General features: G+C 70.2%; 14 protein-coding genes. 5 read left to right on the top strand and 9 right to left on the bottom strand.

Annotated features, from left to right (window positions below; all coding sequences use genetic code 11):
* Positions 1-2: 2 nt before the first annotated feature.
* The 6 genes from G6O69_RS18745 to G6O69_RS18720 all read right to left on the bottom strand — a co-directional run bounded on the left by G6O69_RS18745 (position 3) and on the right by G6O69_RS18720 (position 6,738).
* Positions 3-1,130 (bottom strand): ChuX/HutX family heme-like substrate-binding protein, encoded by a 1,128-nt coding sequence (locus G6O69_RS18745; protein ID WP_172304872.1) that lies wholly within the window; start codon positions 1,128-1,130, stop codon positions 3-5.
* Positions 1,127-2,017, bottom strand: coding sequence for a heme ABC transporter ATP-binding protein (locus tag G6O69_RS18740; protein WP_172304871.1), 891 nt, complete (start codon positions 2,015-2,017; stop codon positions 1,127-1,129). Before G6O69_RS18740 ends, G6O69_RS18745 begins: the two co-directional genes overlap by 4 nt.
* Positions 2,014-3,114, bottom strand: coding sequence for an iron ABC transporter permease (locus G6O69_RS18735; protein ID WP_217909863.1), 1,101 nt, complete (start codon positions 3,112-3,114; stop codon positions 2,014-2,016). Before G6O69_RS18735 ends, G6O69_RS18740 begins: the two co-directional genes overlap by 4 nt.
* Positions 3,111-3,974 carry an ABC transporter substrate-binding protein gene (locus G6O69_RS18730; protein ID WP_172304870.1) on the bottom strand — a complete coding sequence of 288 codons (864 nt, stop codon included), beginning with the start codon at positions 3,972-3,974 and terminating at the stop codon, positions 3,111-3,113. Before G6O69_RS18730 ends, G6O69_RS18735 begins: the two co-directional genes overlap by 4 nt.
* Positions 3,975-4,040: 66 nt before the next feature.
* Positions 4,041-4,661 (bottom strand): HmuY family protein, encoded by a 621-nt coding sequence (locus tag G6O69_RS18725; RefSeq protein WP_172304869.1) that lies wholly within the window; start codon positions 4,659-4,661, stop codon positions 4,041-4,043.
* Between the two features lie 10 nt (positions 4,662-4,671).
* Positions 4,672-6,738, bottom strand: coding sequence for a TonB-dependent receptor (locus G6O69_RS18720; protein WP_176396947.1), 2,067 nt, complete (start codon positions 6,736-6,738; stop codon positions 4,672-4,674).
* Positions 6,739-6,860: 122 nt separating this feature from the next.
* Here G6O69_RS18720 and G6O69_RS18715 point away from each other — a divergent pair, with 122 nt between their 5' ends.
* Both G6O69_RS18715 and G6O69_RS18710 read left to right on the top strand, forming a co-directional pair.
* A complete protein-coding gene (locus G6O69_RS18715) occupies positions 6,861-7,727 on the top strand; it encodes an HmuY family protein (protein ID WP_172304867.1) in 867 nt (288 codons plus the stop codon).
* The gene (locus G6O69_RS18710) at positions 7,712-9,244 is read left to right on the top strand and encodes an MXAN_6640 family putative metalloprotease (protein ID WP_172304866.1); all 1,533 of its coding nucleotides are present in this window, start codon (positions 7,712-7,714) and stop codon (positions 9,242-9,244) included. The genes G6O69_RS18715 and G6O69_RS18710 overlap by 16 nt, the downstream gene beginning before the upstream one ends.
* Positions 9,245-9,500: 256 nt before the next feature.
* On the opposite strand, the gene G6O69_RS18705 is transcribed toward G6O69_RS18710, so the two are convergent.
* From G6O69_RS18705 to G6O69_RS18695, 3 genes are all read right to left on the bottom strand, one after another.
* On the bottom strand, positions 9,501-10,883 hold the full coding sequence (locus G6O69_RS18705; RefSeq protein WP_172304865.1) for a fibrinogen-like YCDxxxxGGGW domain-containing protein: 1,383 nt from the start codon (positions 10,881-10,883) through the stop codon (positions 9,501-9,503).
* A gap of 341 nt (positions 10,884-11,224) precedes the next feature.
* A complete protein-coding gene (locus tag G6O69_RS18700) occupies positions 11,225-12,367 on the bottom strand; it encodes a SidA/IucD/PvdA family monooxygenase (protein ID WP_172304864.1) in 1,143 nt (380 codons plus the stop codon).
* Between the two features lie 10 nt (positions 12,368-12,377).
* Positions 12,378-12,899 carry a hypothetical protein gene (locus tag G6O69_RS18695; protein ID WP_172304863.1) on the bottom strand — a complete coding sequence of 174 codons (522 nt, stop codon included), beginning with the start codon at positions 12,897-12,899 and terminating at the stop codon, positions 12,378-12,380.
* A gap of 28 nt (positions 12,900-12,927) precedes the next feature.
* On the opposite strand from G6O69_RS18695, the gene G6O69_RS18690 reads away from it, so the two are divergent.
* From G6O69_RS18690 to G6O69_RS18680, 3 genes are read left to right on the top strand one after another with little or no spacing between them, the layout of a single operon-like run.
* On the top strand, positions 12,928-13,821 hold the full coding sequence (locus G6O69_RS18690) for a DUF4876 domain-containing protein (RefSeq protein ID WP_172304862.1): 894 nt from the start codon (positions 12,928-12,930) through the stop codon (positions 13,819-13,821).
* Between the two features lie 54 nt (positions 13,822-13,875).
* Entirely contained in the window at positions 13,876-14,355 is a 480-nt protein-coding gene (locus G6O69_RS18685; RefSeq protein ID WP_172304861.1) for a phosphoribosyl-AMP cyclohydrolase, read from the top strand.
* A 7-nt stretch (positions 14,356-14,362) separates the two neighbouring features.
* Entirely contained in the window at positions 14,363-15,289 is a 927-nt protein-coding gene (locus G6O69_RS18680) for an HAD family acid phosphatase (RefSeq protein ID WP_172304860.1), read from the top strand.
* Position 15,290: the final 1 nt, after the last annotated feature.

The following is a 15,290-nucleotide window of genomic DNA, read 5'->3' as shown; positions in this document are numbered from 1 at the left end:
AATCAGGCCTGGGCGGCCTGGCTCAGCTCGCCGAGCAGCGCCCGCCAGGCCGCGAGCTCCGGCGTGCCCGCCTCGCGCTCCCCAAAGAGCAGCGCGATCGTCTGTCCCTGATCATCGAAGAGCTCCAGCGAGCTGACGACGCCGTCGGCGGTCGGCTTGCGCACGATCCACGACTCCGCGACCATGTCCGTGCGCAGGTGCAGGTTGAAGCCCGGATCGAGCACGTTGATCCACGGGCCCATGGCCTTGATCTGCTCGACGCGGCCGGTGTGAATCTGGATGCAGCCGGGGCTGCCGACGAAGACCATGATCGGGGTCTTCGTCGCCGAGGCGCGCTCGAGCAGGGTCACGATCGCGTCGTCGCCGATACGCTCGGCGTGGCCCTCGGGCGCCAGGCGCAGGGCCTGGGTGCGCGCGACCTCGTAGCGACGCAGCATCGGGAAGAACTCGTGGGGGTCCTGGAGCGCGAGCCAGTCGGCGCGCAGACCCTCGACGTCGATCTCGGCGTCGGGCTTGGGCGCCGCCGGGGGAGCGACCGGCTCGATCGCCAGCTCGGCCTGCTGATCTGCTGCGGTCCACTCGTCGACGATCCCCGCGTAGGCCGCCCGGTTGGAGCCATCGCGCAGGTAGACCTTGTGGATCGCCGTGCCCGAGGCGTCGAAGAACTGCAAGCTGCGGTGGACCCCGCCGCCTCGCGCCGCCTCGATCACCGCCACGCCGTGGGCCCAGCGGCTCATGAACAGGCGCAGATCGACCTCGCGGTTGAGCACCAGGCCAAAGCCCTCGCCAAACTGGATCGCCCCGAAGGTCCCGACCTTCTCGTGCACCGCGGCCGCGTTGCGGGTCAGGACCATGACCTCGCCGAGCTCGGGCAGGCGCTCGATCAGCGCCCGCCAGTCGCCGGCCAGGCGCGTGACCGAGAGCGGCGCCTCGTCCTCGCCGCCGCTGCGCCCGATCTGGGTCAGGCGTAGCGCGAGCTCGCTGACCCCGAGCTCGTCCGCGGCGGCGCGGATCCGCAGCTTGCCCTGCTCGCGCAGCAAGGTCTGCCAGCGCTGATGCAGCGACTCGCGGGAGGACGAAGAGGAGGCAGAGAGCGTCGAGCTCGGGGTGACAGGCTGAGGCTGGGTCATGGGGACTCGTGGCGCGAGCGGAGCTCGGCGGATCGGGGCGCGGCGCCGACCGGTAGGACCACCGGCCACCCGCCGCGCGGGTGAGGGATGACGTCGGCGTCGAGGCCGAAGCCGACGCGCAGGAGATCGGGGCGCTCGAGCACCATCGCTGGCGGCCCGTGGGCGAGCACGCGCCCGCCGGCGAGGATCAGCAGCTCGTCGGCGAAGCGCAGCGCGAGGTTGAGGTCGTGGACGATCAGCGCGACGCCCAGCCCTCGACGGCTGCGCGCGCGCACGCGCTCGAGGGTGCTCGTCGCGTGGGTCGGATCGAGGTTCGCGGTCGGCTCGTCGAGGAGCAGCCAAGCGGGCGCCTCGCAGCTCGCGTCCCAGACCTGCGCGAGGGTCCGCGCCAAGGCGACGCGCTGGCGCTCGCCCGAGGACAACCCGCGGTAGCGTCGCCCGAGCAGGTGGCCAACCTCGGCGAAGGCCATGGCCCCCGCCACGCAGCGGCGGTCGGCCTCGGGATCATCGGGGTGCGGGTGGCGACCGAGGGCGACGAGCTCCTCCACGCAAAAGGGAAATTCGATGTTCAGGCCGGCGTTCATCACCGCCCGGCGCCGGGCGAGCTCGATCCGCGACCACGCGGCGAGCGGGCGGCCGCAAAGGCGCAGCGTCCCCTCGCTCGGCGCGAGCTCGCCGGCCAGGGCGCGCAGCAGCGTGGTCTTGCCCGCGCCGTTGGCCCCGACGATCGCCGTGACGCTGCCGGGGGTGAGCGCGAGCGAGACCTCGCGCAGGACCTCGCGGCGCTGGCGACCGCGGCCGCGGTGCACCGTGATCCCCTCGGCCGTGAGCGCCGGGACCGAGCTCCGGCGCGGGCTCGGGCGCGGGCCGTCGAGGCGCTCGCTCATCGGCGACCTCGCAGGTCTCGGATCAGCAAGCTGATGAACAAGGGCGCGCCGATGAAGGCCGTCAGGACCCCGACCGGCAGCTCCGCCGGCGCGGCCATGGTCCGCGCGAGGGCGTCGGCGCCCAGCAGCAAGGCCGCGCCGAGCACGGCCGAGTCGATGATCAGCGCGCTGTGCCTCGGCCCTCGCAGCAGCCGGACCAGGTGGGGCACGGCGAGGCCGACGAAGGCGATCGGCCCCGAGCAGGCGACCGCGCTGCCCACGACCAGGGCGCTGAGCAAGACCACGCGCCGACGCAGGCGCACGAGATCGACGCCGAGATCGTGGGCCGCCGCGTCGCCGAGCACGGACACGTCGAGGGCGCGACCGAGGCGCTGGAGGAGGACGATCCCCGGGAGCACGCCGAGGGCCAGCCAGGGCAGCTCGTCCCAGCCGTTGCGGCCGACGTCGCCGAGCATCCACAGCGAGAGGTCGCGCAGCTCGACGTCGTCGGCGAGGTACTGCATGGCCCCGACCAGCGCGGCGCACAGCGCCGACATCGCGATGCCAGCGAGCAGCATGTGCGTGACCGAGGGCCGGCCGTCGACGCTGGCGAGCTTGTAGACGGTGACGCTGGTGACGAGCGCCCCCAAGAACGCGGCCGCCGAGAGCAGCCCACCCGCGCCCAGGCCCAGGCTCAGCAAGGGCGCGCCCAAAACCAGGGTCAGCGCGGCCCCGGCCGCGGCCCCGCTCGACACGCCGATCAGCTGCGGCGAGGCCAGCGGGTTGCGAAACAGCCCCTGGAGCGCCGCGCCGGCCACGGCCAGCCCCGCCCCGACAAGCCCCGCCCCGAGCGCCCGAGGCAGGCGCAGAGCGAGCAAGACCGTGCGCTCGGCCGCGCCATAGCTGGCCAGGCCTGCCCCTTCGAAGCCGAGGCTGTCGAGGACGATCGCCGCGAGCTGGCGCGGCGAGATCGCCATGCTGCCCACGCCGACCTCGAGCAAGAAGGTGAGCACGAGCAGCGTCAGCGCGACGACTCGCACCCCGCGCTCGAGCAGCAGGCGCCGCGCCGCGCCGCCCTCGAGGCCGAGCTCGCCACGCTCGACCACGGCCTCGCTCACGCCTCGAGCTCCGGGTGCAGGCCGCGGATCAGCGTCATCAAGGTCTCCCCGGTGCGCGGTCCGAGGCCGAGCAGGGCGAGATCGTCGAGGGCGAGCACGCGCCCCTGCTTCAGCGCAGGGGTCTCGGCCAGGCCCGGCTGCCCGCGCAGGCCCTCGATCCCACCGACGCTGACCAGGCCGCGCTCGGGCACGAGCAGCACCTCGGGCGCCGCGGCGACCACCGACTCGGCCGAGAGCGGGCGGAAGTCCGCGAAGGCGTCGACGGCGTTGCGACCACCGGCGGCCGTGATCATCACGGCCGAGACCGTGTCCCGCCCGCCGACGAGCAGGGTGTCGGCTCCGCGCGCGTACAAGAACAGCACCCGCGGCCGCGACTGGGTCTGCTCGCGCAGCGCCTCGGCAGCGGCCATATCGGCGTCGAAGCGCGCGAGGATCTCCGCGGCCTGCCTCTCGGCGCCCAGCGCCCGGGCCATGATCTCCACGCGCGCCCGGGCGCCCTCGAAGTCCTCGGGGTCCGCGACCTCGAAGGTCTCGATGCCCGCCGCCTGGATCTGCGCCAGCGCCTCCTTGGGCCCGGCGCCGTCGCTGTGCACCACCAACGTCGGGCCCAGGCCGATCACCCCCTCGGCGGAGAAGTGGCGAAAGTAGCCGACCTGGTCGAGCTGCGTGGCCTGGTCCGGGTAGACGCTCGAGGCGTCGACCCCGACCACCTCGTCGCCGAAGCCCAGCGCGAAGATGATCTCGGTCAAGGGGCCGCCCAAGACGACGATGCGCCGCTTGCCCGCAGCGCTGGCGTCCTCTTTCTTCGAGCACCCCACGCCTGCGCCAGCGAGCAGCGCGAAGCCAGCGAGCAGCGCCATGCGCCTGCTCGAGCCCCGAGAAAGCCTCTCGCGATCACCCCGCGCGCTTGCAGCCACCGTCATGACTCAACCCAGGGGCTTCCAGCGCAGCGTCAGGACCCCGGACGTCCCCGCCTCGGAGTAGTAGCCGTCGATCTGCACGCCAAAGTCGGCCCCCTCGCTCGAGCGGACCACGTAGACCCGCTGCTTGGGGCTGAGCAGGTGCGTCGTGAAGTCGTAGTCGTACCAGTCGATGAACACGAGCTCGTCCGTGCCGTCGTCGTCCGCGTCGACCGCGTCCGTGACCCACTCGGCGTCCTCGGGCGCGGCGTCGACCTCGTCGAGATCCACGCCCTCGAGGATCGCAACCTCGACCCCCGCGTCGCCGCTGATCCCCCCGTTGACGATGATCTCGAAGCGGCGCAGGCCGAGCTCCCAGGCGTCGGCGTCCGTGACCTCGGCGGAGCCATCGAGATCGAAGTAGACCCAGTCCGACTCGCTGCTCGCGTCGACGAGGCTGGTCGTGACCTCGCCGTCCTGGCTGCTGCTGATGTGCTCCCCCGCGTCCTCGCCGGTGTCCGCGGTCTCGTCCTCTCCCTGGTCCTCGTCGTCGAAGCCGATGTCCTCGACGCAGGCCTGGGCCAGGCCCGCGATCAACAGCGCGGGCAGCAGCGGCAAAAAGTTCGGTCGGTTGGACTTGCGATGCATGACTTCGTCCTCAGTAGCGAAATGTCAGGCCCCCGTAGAAAGACCGGGGGGCGATGGGGTTGGCGAGCGCGTCGCCGGCGTCGAGCAAATTCTCGACGCCCACGAAGGCGGTCAGGTAGCGCAGGAAGCTCTGGCTGATGCGCAGGTCGATGGACGCGTAGGGATCGGCGTAGGTGATCGCCTCGCTGTCCACGGAGTAGGCCCGGCGACCCACGACGCGGCCGCGGACGACCGCCCTGGTTCCCCAGCTGCGCTGGTGAAAGCGCAGCGCGAAGGTCCCCTGGTGCGCCGCCCGCCCGGGCAGGGGCAGCCCGGTCCCGTGCTCGCGGGCGTGCAAGAAGGTGTAGCTGCCCTCGGCCTCGAACCAGCGCAAGAACGCGAAGGACGCCGCGGCCTCGGCCCCGCGCACGTAGGCCGAGCCGACGTTGACGTAGCTGTACACGTCGAGGCCGCCGGCCTCGCCCGTCTCGACGAGGTCCACGGTGATCAGGTCGCGCAGCTGGTTGTCGAACACGCCCACGCGCACGGTGATGTCCTCGCGGGGCAGCCAGCTCATGCCCAGGTCCAGGGTCCAGGCCTGCTCGGGCTGCAGCGCGGGGTTGCCCTGCACGCGGTAGCCGACCCCCGAGTTGGCGAACAGCAGGTACATCTCGCGAAAGCCCGGCGCCCGGTAGCCGCGGCCATAGGACACGCGGAAGGTCAGGGTCTCCAGCGGCGCGGCGAGCAGCGCCAGGCGCCCCGTCGGATACAGGCCAAAGCGCGAGTCGTAGTCGAGGCGCAGCGCCGGCAGCACGGTGATCCGCGGGTGCAGGCTCGGCGTCCACTCGTCCTGCACGAAGATCGCCACGCGCTGGCGCTCGGCGAGGTCGCTGGCCGCGGTGTCCACGGCGATGCGATCGGTGCGCAGCCACTCGGCCTGGACGTCGAGCCCCGTCGTGAACACGTGGCGGCCAACCATCTGGTCGTACTGGAGGTCCGCCTGGACGAGCTGGTCGACCGTCGGCTGGTACTGATCCAGGGCGTCGTCACCACGCTGGTCCTGGCGGAACTGATCGTGAAAGAGGTTGTAGTGCAGCGTCCCGCGCAGGTGGCTGTCGGCGCCGCTCCAGTCCACGCTCAGCGTGGTGTCGGCGGTCTCGCTGAGGTTGCGGCGATCGAGGATCGCGTTGCTGGTGTTCACGTCGGTCCCGCGGCTGTCGCGGCGTAGATAGGTGCCCGCGATCCCCAGGCGCAGCCCCTCGACCGGGCGAAAATTGCCGGAGAGCCCCGCGTTCCAGGTGCTCACCTGGTCCCCGGTCGTCGCCTCGTCGCTGGGGTCCGCGTCCCAGCCGTCCGTGCGGTGGTAGCCGCCGAAGCCCGAGAGCTGCCAGCGGCGCATGCCTCCGGAGATCCGCCCGCTCGCGTCGACGGTGTTGCGGCTGCCGTAGGCCGCGTGGGCCTCGCCCTGCACGCCCGGCTCGGGCTGGCGCGTGATGATGTTGACGACCCCGCCGACCGCGTCGGAGCCGTGCAGCACCGAGCCCGCGCCCTGCACGACCTCGACCCGCTCGATGTTCTCGACGGTGAAGCGCGACAGGTCGATGGTCCCGTTGACCCGCCCGGTCACGCGCTGGCCGTCGATCAAGATCAGCACCTGCTCGGTGTCGAAGCCGCGCAGCGACAGCTCCGTGCCGCCCACGCCCTCGGTGGTCTGGATGCTGGCGTCGCTCTGCTCGAGCAACTCGGAGAGGTCCTCGGCGCCGGAGTCGACGATGTCCTGACGCGTGATCACCGTGGTCGCGACTGGAGCCGTGGCCGCGTCGTGCTTGGTCCGCGTCCCGGTCGAGACCTCGATGACCCGCTCTCGTGGATCCGCCTCGCCGCGAGGGATGCGACGCGCACGATCCTCGCGCGCGCGATCATCATCGTCGTCCGCGTCGCCCTCACCACCCTCGCCCTCTTGACTCTCTTCGCTCTCTCCCTCGCCCGCCTCCCCCGCTTCCACGCGCGCGTCCTCTCCAGGCCCCGACCCCGCGCGGGCGGACCTCGGGAGCAGTGAGATGGCGAGCAGACAGGTCATGGCGAGGCTGAGCCGCATCCAAGCCCAAGAAATTTAACAAAAATGAAAACCATATTCAAAATCCTTAAAAGAGAGTTTAGTCTCGACGAAAAAGCCGTTTTGACCTCGAATTAAGATGAAAAGAATTGAAAATCACTTTCATGATCAGGAAGATTTTTATCTTTGCTCCTGCCCTCGCGCTCCTCGTCTCGAGCGGAGCCTGCACCGACGACGCCGGAGCCGACACCGACGAGAGCGGTGAGACCGGCAGCAGCGAGACCGCCGACACCGAGGCTGGCGACGATACAACCGACACCGACACCGACACCGACACCGACGTCGGCGAGGAGAGCACCGACGTCGGCGAGACCACCGACACCGGCGAGGGCGAGCTGTGCGGGGACATCCCCTGCGAGGACGCGCTGATCCTCGACCTCTCCTTGCAAGAGAAGGTGGCCGAGGGCGCGGTGTCTTCGGTCCAGGAGGGCGACGACTGGGTGTCGAGCGTCGACGCGACCGCCGGCGGGACCGCGAACGCGGCGACCAACCCCTGGGTGTACATGCGCTTTGGCGCCGCCGGCCTGGAGAAGCTCGACATCGACGACTACGACGCGCTGAGCTCCGCCGACTGGCATATCGCAACCAAGCGCTACGGCATCCGGGTCAACAGCGGCAGCGCCGGCCCCGGCTGCGTCACGGTCGCCTCGGCCAACGGCGCCTACGCGGACATCGACGCCGTCCCTGGCGACGCGAGCTTCTCGGTCGAGAACTTCTACGACGACGAATGCGTGCTGATCGAAGACGCCTCGGGGCTCGCGGGCAACCCCAACTACAACATGGCGCAGTGGTGGGGCTACACCGGCTGCGTGACGACCACGGGTCAGGTCTACCTGATCGACCTCGGCGACGCCGGCGTGGTCAAGTTCGTCGTCGACGCCTACTACGCCGAGGGTCAAGAAACATGCAATCAAAGCGGAACCATGGGCACCGGCTCGGCCGAGGTCACCTGGCGGTGGCGCTTCCTGTGAAGCCCTCGCGCGCGCGCTCTCTGGCCCTCCCCGCCTGCGTCCTGGCGGCGCTGACCTGCGCCACCGCCCACGCGGCGCGGCCGACCGAAGGCGGGCTATGGACCTTCGCCGACGAGGACGAGGTCACGTCCTGGGACGCGCCCGGCGGGGGCCTGCGCATCCACTACGCCGTCTCCGGCCCGAGCGTCACGATCCTCGACGACGACGACGACAGCGGCGTGCCCGACTACGTCGAGGACATCGCGGCCGTCGCCGCCGAGTCCCTCGCGCTCTACGCCGAGCTCGGCTTTCGCCCGCCGGTGTCCGAGGCCGAGCTCGGGCTCGGGGAGCTCGGCGGCAGCGAGGCCTTCGACATCTACCTGGTCGACTTTCAGGGCTCGGCCGACGGGGCCTTCTCCGTCGACGCCTGCGCCTCGGCCCCGCGCCACTGCGCCGGATGGTTTGCGATCGAGAATGACTTCTCCGGCTACGGCTACGCCAGCCTCGCCGCCGCCGTCGACACCGTCGTCTCCCACGAGCTCTTCCACGCCGTCCAGGCCGCCTACGACGGGTCCCAGCCGACCTGGTTCAGCGAGGGCACGGCGACCTGGGCCCAGCGGATCTACTGGCCCGAGAGCCCCGACTTCGTGGCCAAGTGCGACGCCTACCTCGAGCTCAGCGAGCGCCCGCTGAACAAGCCGCCTTCGGGCCCGGTGCAGAGCTTCGCCTACGGCACCGCGCTGTTTTGGTGGTTCCTCCACGAGCGCCACGGCGCCGCCCTCGACGTCGCCTTGCAGCTCGCCAGCGAGAGCAGCGACGGCGAGGACGTCGACATCGTCGCCGGCGTGGCCGCGGCCCTCGAGGCCGCCGACGACAGCCTCGAGGCCGCGTGGATCGAGTTCGTCCGCCTCAACCTCGCCACCGGCCCGCGCGCGGGCGTGGTCGAGGGCTACGACTTCGCCGACCAGCTCGACGGGATCTTGGCGACCGCCTCGGGCCCGACCTTCGCCGACGACGACGAGCGGATCTCGCCTCTGGCCGCGCGCTACTATCACATCGAGCACGCCGGCGGACCGCTCGCGGCCGGCGTCGACACCCTGCACCCGCAGCTGCGCTTCTCGCTGCACCCCGTCGCCGAGGGCGCCCTCGACGGGCCCGTGGAAGCCGAGGTGCTCGAGTGGAGCGCCGACCTGACCGGGCCGATCGACCTGGGCGAGCGGGCGGCGGGCGGCTACTGGATCGTCGCAACCTTGCCCGCGAACCTCGACAGCTCGGCCAAGACCGGGCTGTGCATCGGGCCGCCGGACTTCGTCGCCGAGTGCTTCCCCGATGAGGGGGGCGACGATGAGGGTGACGAGGGTGATGAGACCGGCGGCGACGAAGCGGGGGACGACGAGAGCGGTGGCGACAGCGCTGGCCTCGACGACGAGGGCGGATGTAGCTGCGACGCCAGCTCCCCCGCGCACCGTCGAGGTTCCCTTTCCCTCGTCCTGCTCAGCCTCGTTGGCGCGCTTCGCCGCCGCCGAAGCCCAAGCTAGTGTGCGCGGCAGAGGACTTGAAGGGTCTCAGGCGCCGGACCGCCGGTTGCTGACGAGGCGCGAGGAGGGAGTTTGTCGGGCACAAATGACTGACGAGCAACGAAGTCAGCGGCCGGTGCTCCAAGCCTGGGGCCCTTCAAGTCCTCTGCCGCGCACACTAGACCATCACGTCGACGAGGGCCTCCACTGCGGGCGCGAGTCATGCCCTCGCACGACTCATGCGCCCGCATCGCCCACGCTCCCGGCAAGAAAACGCTCAGCGAGCGTACACCTGCATGAAGATCTCTCCCGTCCCGGGCGACCCCACGTTGAGCTCGAGGATGCGACCAAAGCCGCGGCCAACGGTCTCGACCATCTCGATGCCCTCGTTGCAGCACTCGCAGGGAGAAGACGGCCCCAGCCCGCCGATGTTGGAGTCGTCGAAGTCGCAGCCTTGGTTCCCGCCGCGGTTCCACGTCGGGCCGTAGCTCGACGCAGCGCAGGCGGTCATCGCCAGGCAGTCCTCGACGGGGCCCTCCTGGTCGCCGACGTTGAAGTAGAGCTGGGTGTCGCACAGCACCTCGACCAGCTCTTCTTGCTCCTCGGGATCGACCTGCTCCTCGGCCATCAGCGTACCGTCGGTCATCACGTAGCCGTTGCCCGCGAGCTCGTAGTCGCACACCGGGGCCTCGATCGCGGCGATGAAGCTGCCGAGGTCCGTGCTCCCGTCGCCGACCGCGTCATACTGCGCCCACTCGTCCGAGGGTTGGTGGATGAACAGCAGATCCTGAAACGCCAGCTCGTTGTAGGCCCGCGACTTGAAGTCACGGTTGAGCTCGTCGAGGGTGCCCAGGACCGTGGGATCTGTGCCCATCCAGGCGCGGTTGGCCCAGGTCCAGTTCGCCTGGTCGTCGTCGCTCGAGACCATCACCAAGGTCCAGCCCCCGCCGCCGCGCTCGAGCTCGCACCACACCTCCTGGGGCTCGCCCTCCCCCTCGCCGTCGAAGTCCACGGTGTAGCGGCCCGAGGGCGCCTCGGGATCGCCGGCCTCGATCGCCGCGCAGCTGTGCGTGTAGACGCACTGCCCGTCCACGCAGCCAGCCGTCTCGCAGTCCGTGGCCGCGCTGCAGGCCTGACCCAGCACGCAGGGCAGGCAGCTGCCGCCGCAGTCGACGTCGCTCTCGTCTCCGCTCATCAGCCCATCCTCGCAGCCGGGAGACATGCACGCGGTCGTGCACGCGTCGTCGTTGTCCTGGTTGCCGTCGTCACACATCTCGACGCCGAGATAGACGAGACCGTCGCCGCACACGGCCAGCGCACAGCTCGTCGTGCACTGGCCGTCGTCGGCGTTGAGCGCCCCGAGGTCACACTCCTCGCCGAGCTCGGCGTCGACCTGCCCGTCCCCGCACTTGGGCTCCGGCTCGCCCATATCGGACTCCTCGCCAGCGCTCTCGCTGTCGCCCACGGAGTCGCTGTCGCCCACGGAGTCGCTCTCCCCTTGCGAGTCGCTGCTCTCGCTGGCGCCGACCTCCGTCCCGCCCTCCCCCGACGTCCCGCTCCCGCTCTCCTCGCTCCCGGTCGTCGTCCCCTCGTCGTCGCTGGCGGGGCCCTCGGGCGTCACGCAGGCAGAGATGACCAGCGCCACTGTGCAGATACTCATCTTACAGGTATTCATATTGACTAGTGTGCGCGCCAGAGGACTTGAAGGGTCCCAGGCGCCGGACCGCCGGCTGCTGACGAGGCGCGAGGAGGGAGTTTGTCGGGCACAAATGACTGACGAGCAACGAAGTCAGCGGCCGGTGCTCCAAGCCTGGGGCCCTTCAAGTCTTCTGGTGCGCGCACTAGGTCTCTGCTTTCCGCGAATTCATACCACATCCGTGTCACGGCGTCGTTTCGCCGCCATCGTCATCCGCTGCCAAAGCGCCACAGGCAACGCCCACGAGTCGAAGGCTTCAGCCAAGCCGAACAGGGCCTCGCCTCGGGTATGGCGAGGCGCCCGGCTCAGCTTGGGCCCATGGACGCGAGCCGGCCACTCGCGAGTCGAGCCCCCGCGATGTTAGCCGCGAGCGGCCCGAGGCTGAGGCTGGCCGCCGCCCCGAGCACGTGGATCCGGGGATGCCAGCGCAGCGCCCCGTCGAGCAGCGGCATCCCCCACGGGCCGCGCTCGAGCCCGAGGGTCTGGGCGAGCCCTTCGAACAGCGGCACGCCATCGAAGCCCCGGGCAAAGCCCGTCGCCAGCGCGAGCCTGCGACAGCGCAGCGCGCCGTGATGGTCGATCGAGAGCAGCAGCTCGCCGCCCTCCTTTCGCGCGCTGGAGACCTCGCCGAACACGACCCGCAGGCGTCCGCTTCGCTGCGCCCTGGCCAGGCGGGCCGCCGCCTGCGAGGGGACGCTCCCGCGGCGAACCTCGCTGTCGAGGATCGCCATCCGCCCAGCCAGGGAGAAGTTGGCGAAGCGCCACGACCAGCGCTGGCGTGCCCAACGTGGGGCCGCGTCGAGCTCGGCGATCGAGGGCGGTCGGCGGCAGACCAGGGTCGTCTCACCGGGCCGCGCGCGAGCCCAGCGCAAGGCTAGCTGGACCGCCGAGAGCCCGCCGCCCACGACCACGGCCGCGCCTCCAGGCGAGCCGTGGTCGAAGCCCCCGTCGAATACGTGCAAGGCCGCGCCGCCGATGCCCTCGGCCCACGCGGGCACCTGCGTCCGCGGCCGACCGATCGCGAGGATCAGCCGACGCGCGCGCAGGCTCCCCTCCTCGCTCTCGACCCGCACGCCCCCCTCGACCAGCTCGACGCTCCGAGCCACGCCCCGCTCGAGCAGCGCGTCGAGGCCGAGGCGATCGCGGATCCACGCGACGTGACGACGAAAGAGCGCCAGCGAGGGCGCGCGACAGGGCCCCGAGAACGCGCCCGGCTCCAGCCGCGGCTGGGCCTCCGCGAAGTGATGCAGCGAGAGCTGGCCGACGTCGATGTCCTGGTCGATGGGCGAGCGCAGGTGGCTCATGCCGAGGAGCTCGGCCCGCCGGTCCCACTCGCTCAGCGGCCGCGGGTTTGGATCGAGCAGGCGCAGCCTCGCCCCCTGCGAGCGCAGGCAGGCGGCGGCGTGCAGGCCATGAACGCCAGCACCGAGGATCAACCAGTCGAGCATCTAGCCACTCCTAGGAGCCCAGCTCATCGACGATCGTGACACAGCGCGAGTCCTCGTCTTCCCAGCTCCCCTTGGTCACCGTCACGAACAGGCAGACCTCCGCGCCGACCACGACCTCGGGCCCGTCGATGGTGAACACCACGCGATCCCCCACGCGCAGCCAGCCCTCGTCGGTCTCCAGCACGTTGCCCTCGTCGAGCAGGGCCTCGGTCACGTAGCTCAACGCGGCCCCGGTGCTCGGATCGCGGGCTTCATAGCGCAGCCACAGCCCGCCCGGCTCGAGCCCTTCCCCGCGCACGGCCAGGTCCACGTGCCAGCCGCCTTGAAGGCCCGCGACGAGCTCGACCGGGTCCCCCTCCTCGAGCGCGCGCCAGTCCACGGGACCGAGGCCCAGCTCGATCTCCGCCTCGCTCGTGGGCAGCTCGCTCGTGTCCTCTTCCTCCAGCTCCGCCGATGCGTCCGCGTCGCAGCCGGCCAGCGCCAGCGTGAGCAGGACCAGGCCGCGAGCGCGCATGGGTGATGCGCTTGACATGCCCGAGACTCTAATGCAATTGGCTTGCATGATGAAGCGGCATCTCGCCTTCGCCCTCATCCTCGTCAGCGGCGATCTCGCTTGCGCCGGCGAGCCGGCGGACGCCGCCGAAGAAGAGGACAGCGCAGGCGAGACCGAGGCTGGCGAAGAAGACCCCGAGCCGAGCCTACCGAGCGGACGCCTCGTCATCGACGAGGTCTACTTCACGGGCAGCCCGCCAGCGGGCGGCGCGGATCACTACTACTCCGACCAATTCATCGCGCTGCGAAACATCAGCGACGAGCCCGTCGCCGCTGGCGGGCTGCTGATCGGAGACGTGTTCGGCCTCGCCGGGGAGATCAACGCCGGCGACCAGCCAAACGCGCTCGCCGACGACGAGGAGCACGTGTACATGCAAAACCTGTGGCGGATCCCCGGTGAGCCGCAGGACGTGGTGATCGAGCCCGGCGCGCGCCTGCTGATCGCCCAGGACGGCGTCAACCACAGCCCTTTTTCGAGCGTGGATCTCAGCGGCGCAGACTTCGAGACCTACGTCGCCGAGAGCGGCCAGGACGAGGACTCGCCGACGGCGCCCAACCTCGAGCTGCTGCACTACAACGCCGGCTACGACTGGCTAATTACGGTATTTGGCCCGAGCGTCGCCATCCTCTCGGAGCAGGATGCCGCCTACTTCGAACACGAAGGTTGGACGCTCGTTCAAATCTCCAGCGCCGCGGTCATCGACGCCGTCGACATCGTCAAGGACGGCGACAGCGAGGCCTTCAAGCGGCTCCCGCAGTCCGTCGACCGCGGCTTCACCTTCGCGTCCGGGACCTACACGGGCGAGGCGGTGGTGCGTCGCCGGGTCGACGGACAATCGATCGACACAGACGACTCGAGCGCCGACTTCGAGCTCAGCGCGACGCCGACCCCCTGGCGCTGACGCTCGCGAGCGTCTGCGCTTGCCAAGTCCGCTCACTTTGGTGACCTTATCTCCATGGCAATCACAAAAGCACAGGTCCTCGAGGCACAAAAAGAGTGGGGTCGGGGGATCGTCGAGATCGGCGCGGCGTTCACCAACGGCGCAGACTACTCGGCGCGCGCCACCCAGCACATCCGGGAGCTCTACGCTTACGGTACACACGAGGTCTTGTTCAAGCCGACCAAGTGTGAGCACCGGCAGTTCCGCCCGACCTTCGAAGGCGCCCTGTCTTACTTCGTGAGCGGGAACCATGACTTTCCAGAGGACGAGGGCTTCGCGCTCGCGCCCTATATCGCGGTCGAATTCATCAACGCGAACATGACCATGTCCAGCGACATGGCGCTCGCAATGGGCAACTACTACTTCACGGACACCAGCGGAAAGATCACGAAGGTCGAGTACACCTTTGCGTACCGCGAGTCCAAGCCTGGCCTGAAGATCGTGGCTCATCACTCCTCGCTGCCCTACCACCACACGCCTCCGCACTCCACCTGAACCAGACATGACCACCACTCGGCTAGTTTGCTGCATCCAGCTGTCCGCGCTTCTGCTCGCGGGCTGCCTCGACACCCAGACCCAGGACAGCCACGACCCCCCCTTGGTCTACAGCGCCGAGCCCACCGCAGCGTCCGAAGCGGACGAGGCCTACGACCCCGCGAGCAACCCCAAGATCACCGCCACGCTCTACGCCCAGAGCGCCGCCGAGCACCACGCGTCCACGCGCACGATCTACATGGCCGCCAAGCTCCAGCTGCCGGCGGCGCTGAAAGATCAGGCCTGGGCCGCGGCCCTCGAGCAGGGTGAGGACGCAGCGGACAAGCCCGTGGCGGTCATCCTCGACGTCGACGAGACGGTCCTCGACAACTCTCCCTATCAGGTCCAGGCGATCAACGAAGACCTCCAGCACCCCGAAGGATGGGACGCGTGGTGCGAGCTCGAGGCGGCCGAGCCGGTGGCGGGCGCCCTCGAGTTCACGACCTTCGCGGCCAGCCAGGGGGTCACCGTCTTCTACGTCACGAACCGCGACAGCAAGCTCGAGGCGAGCACCCGCGCCAACCTGGTGGCGGCGGGCTTTCCCGTCGCCGAGGACATCGACGTGGTCCTGACCAAGAACGAGCGCCCCGAGTGGACGAGCGACAAGAGCTCCCGCCGGGCTCTCGTGGCGCAGGACTACCGGATCCTGATGCTCTTTGGCGATCAGCTCGGGGACTTCACCGGCGGGGACGCGGCCAAGGGGAAGACCCCCGCCGAGCGTGACGCGGTCGTCGAGGCCCACGCGCAGCGCTGGGGGACCCAGTGGTTCATGCTCCCAAACCCGGAGTACGGCGCGTGGGACTCCGTGACCTACGGCCACGACTACGACCAGTCCGAGCGCTCGAAGACCGCCGCGCGGCTGAAGGCCATGCACGGCCCCCCTGCCAGCGAGTAGA

This window comes from Pseudenhygromyxa sp. WMMC2535, from assembly GCF_011083025.2.
The sequence above is the reverse complement of the archived record's forward strand: the minus strand, read 5'-3'. Positions and strand labels throughout refer to the sequence as shown.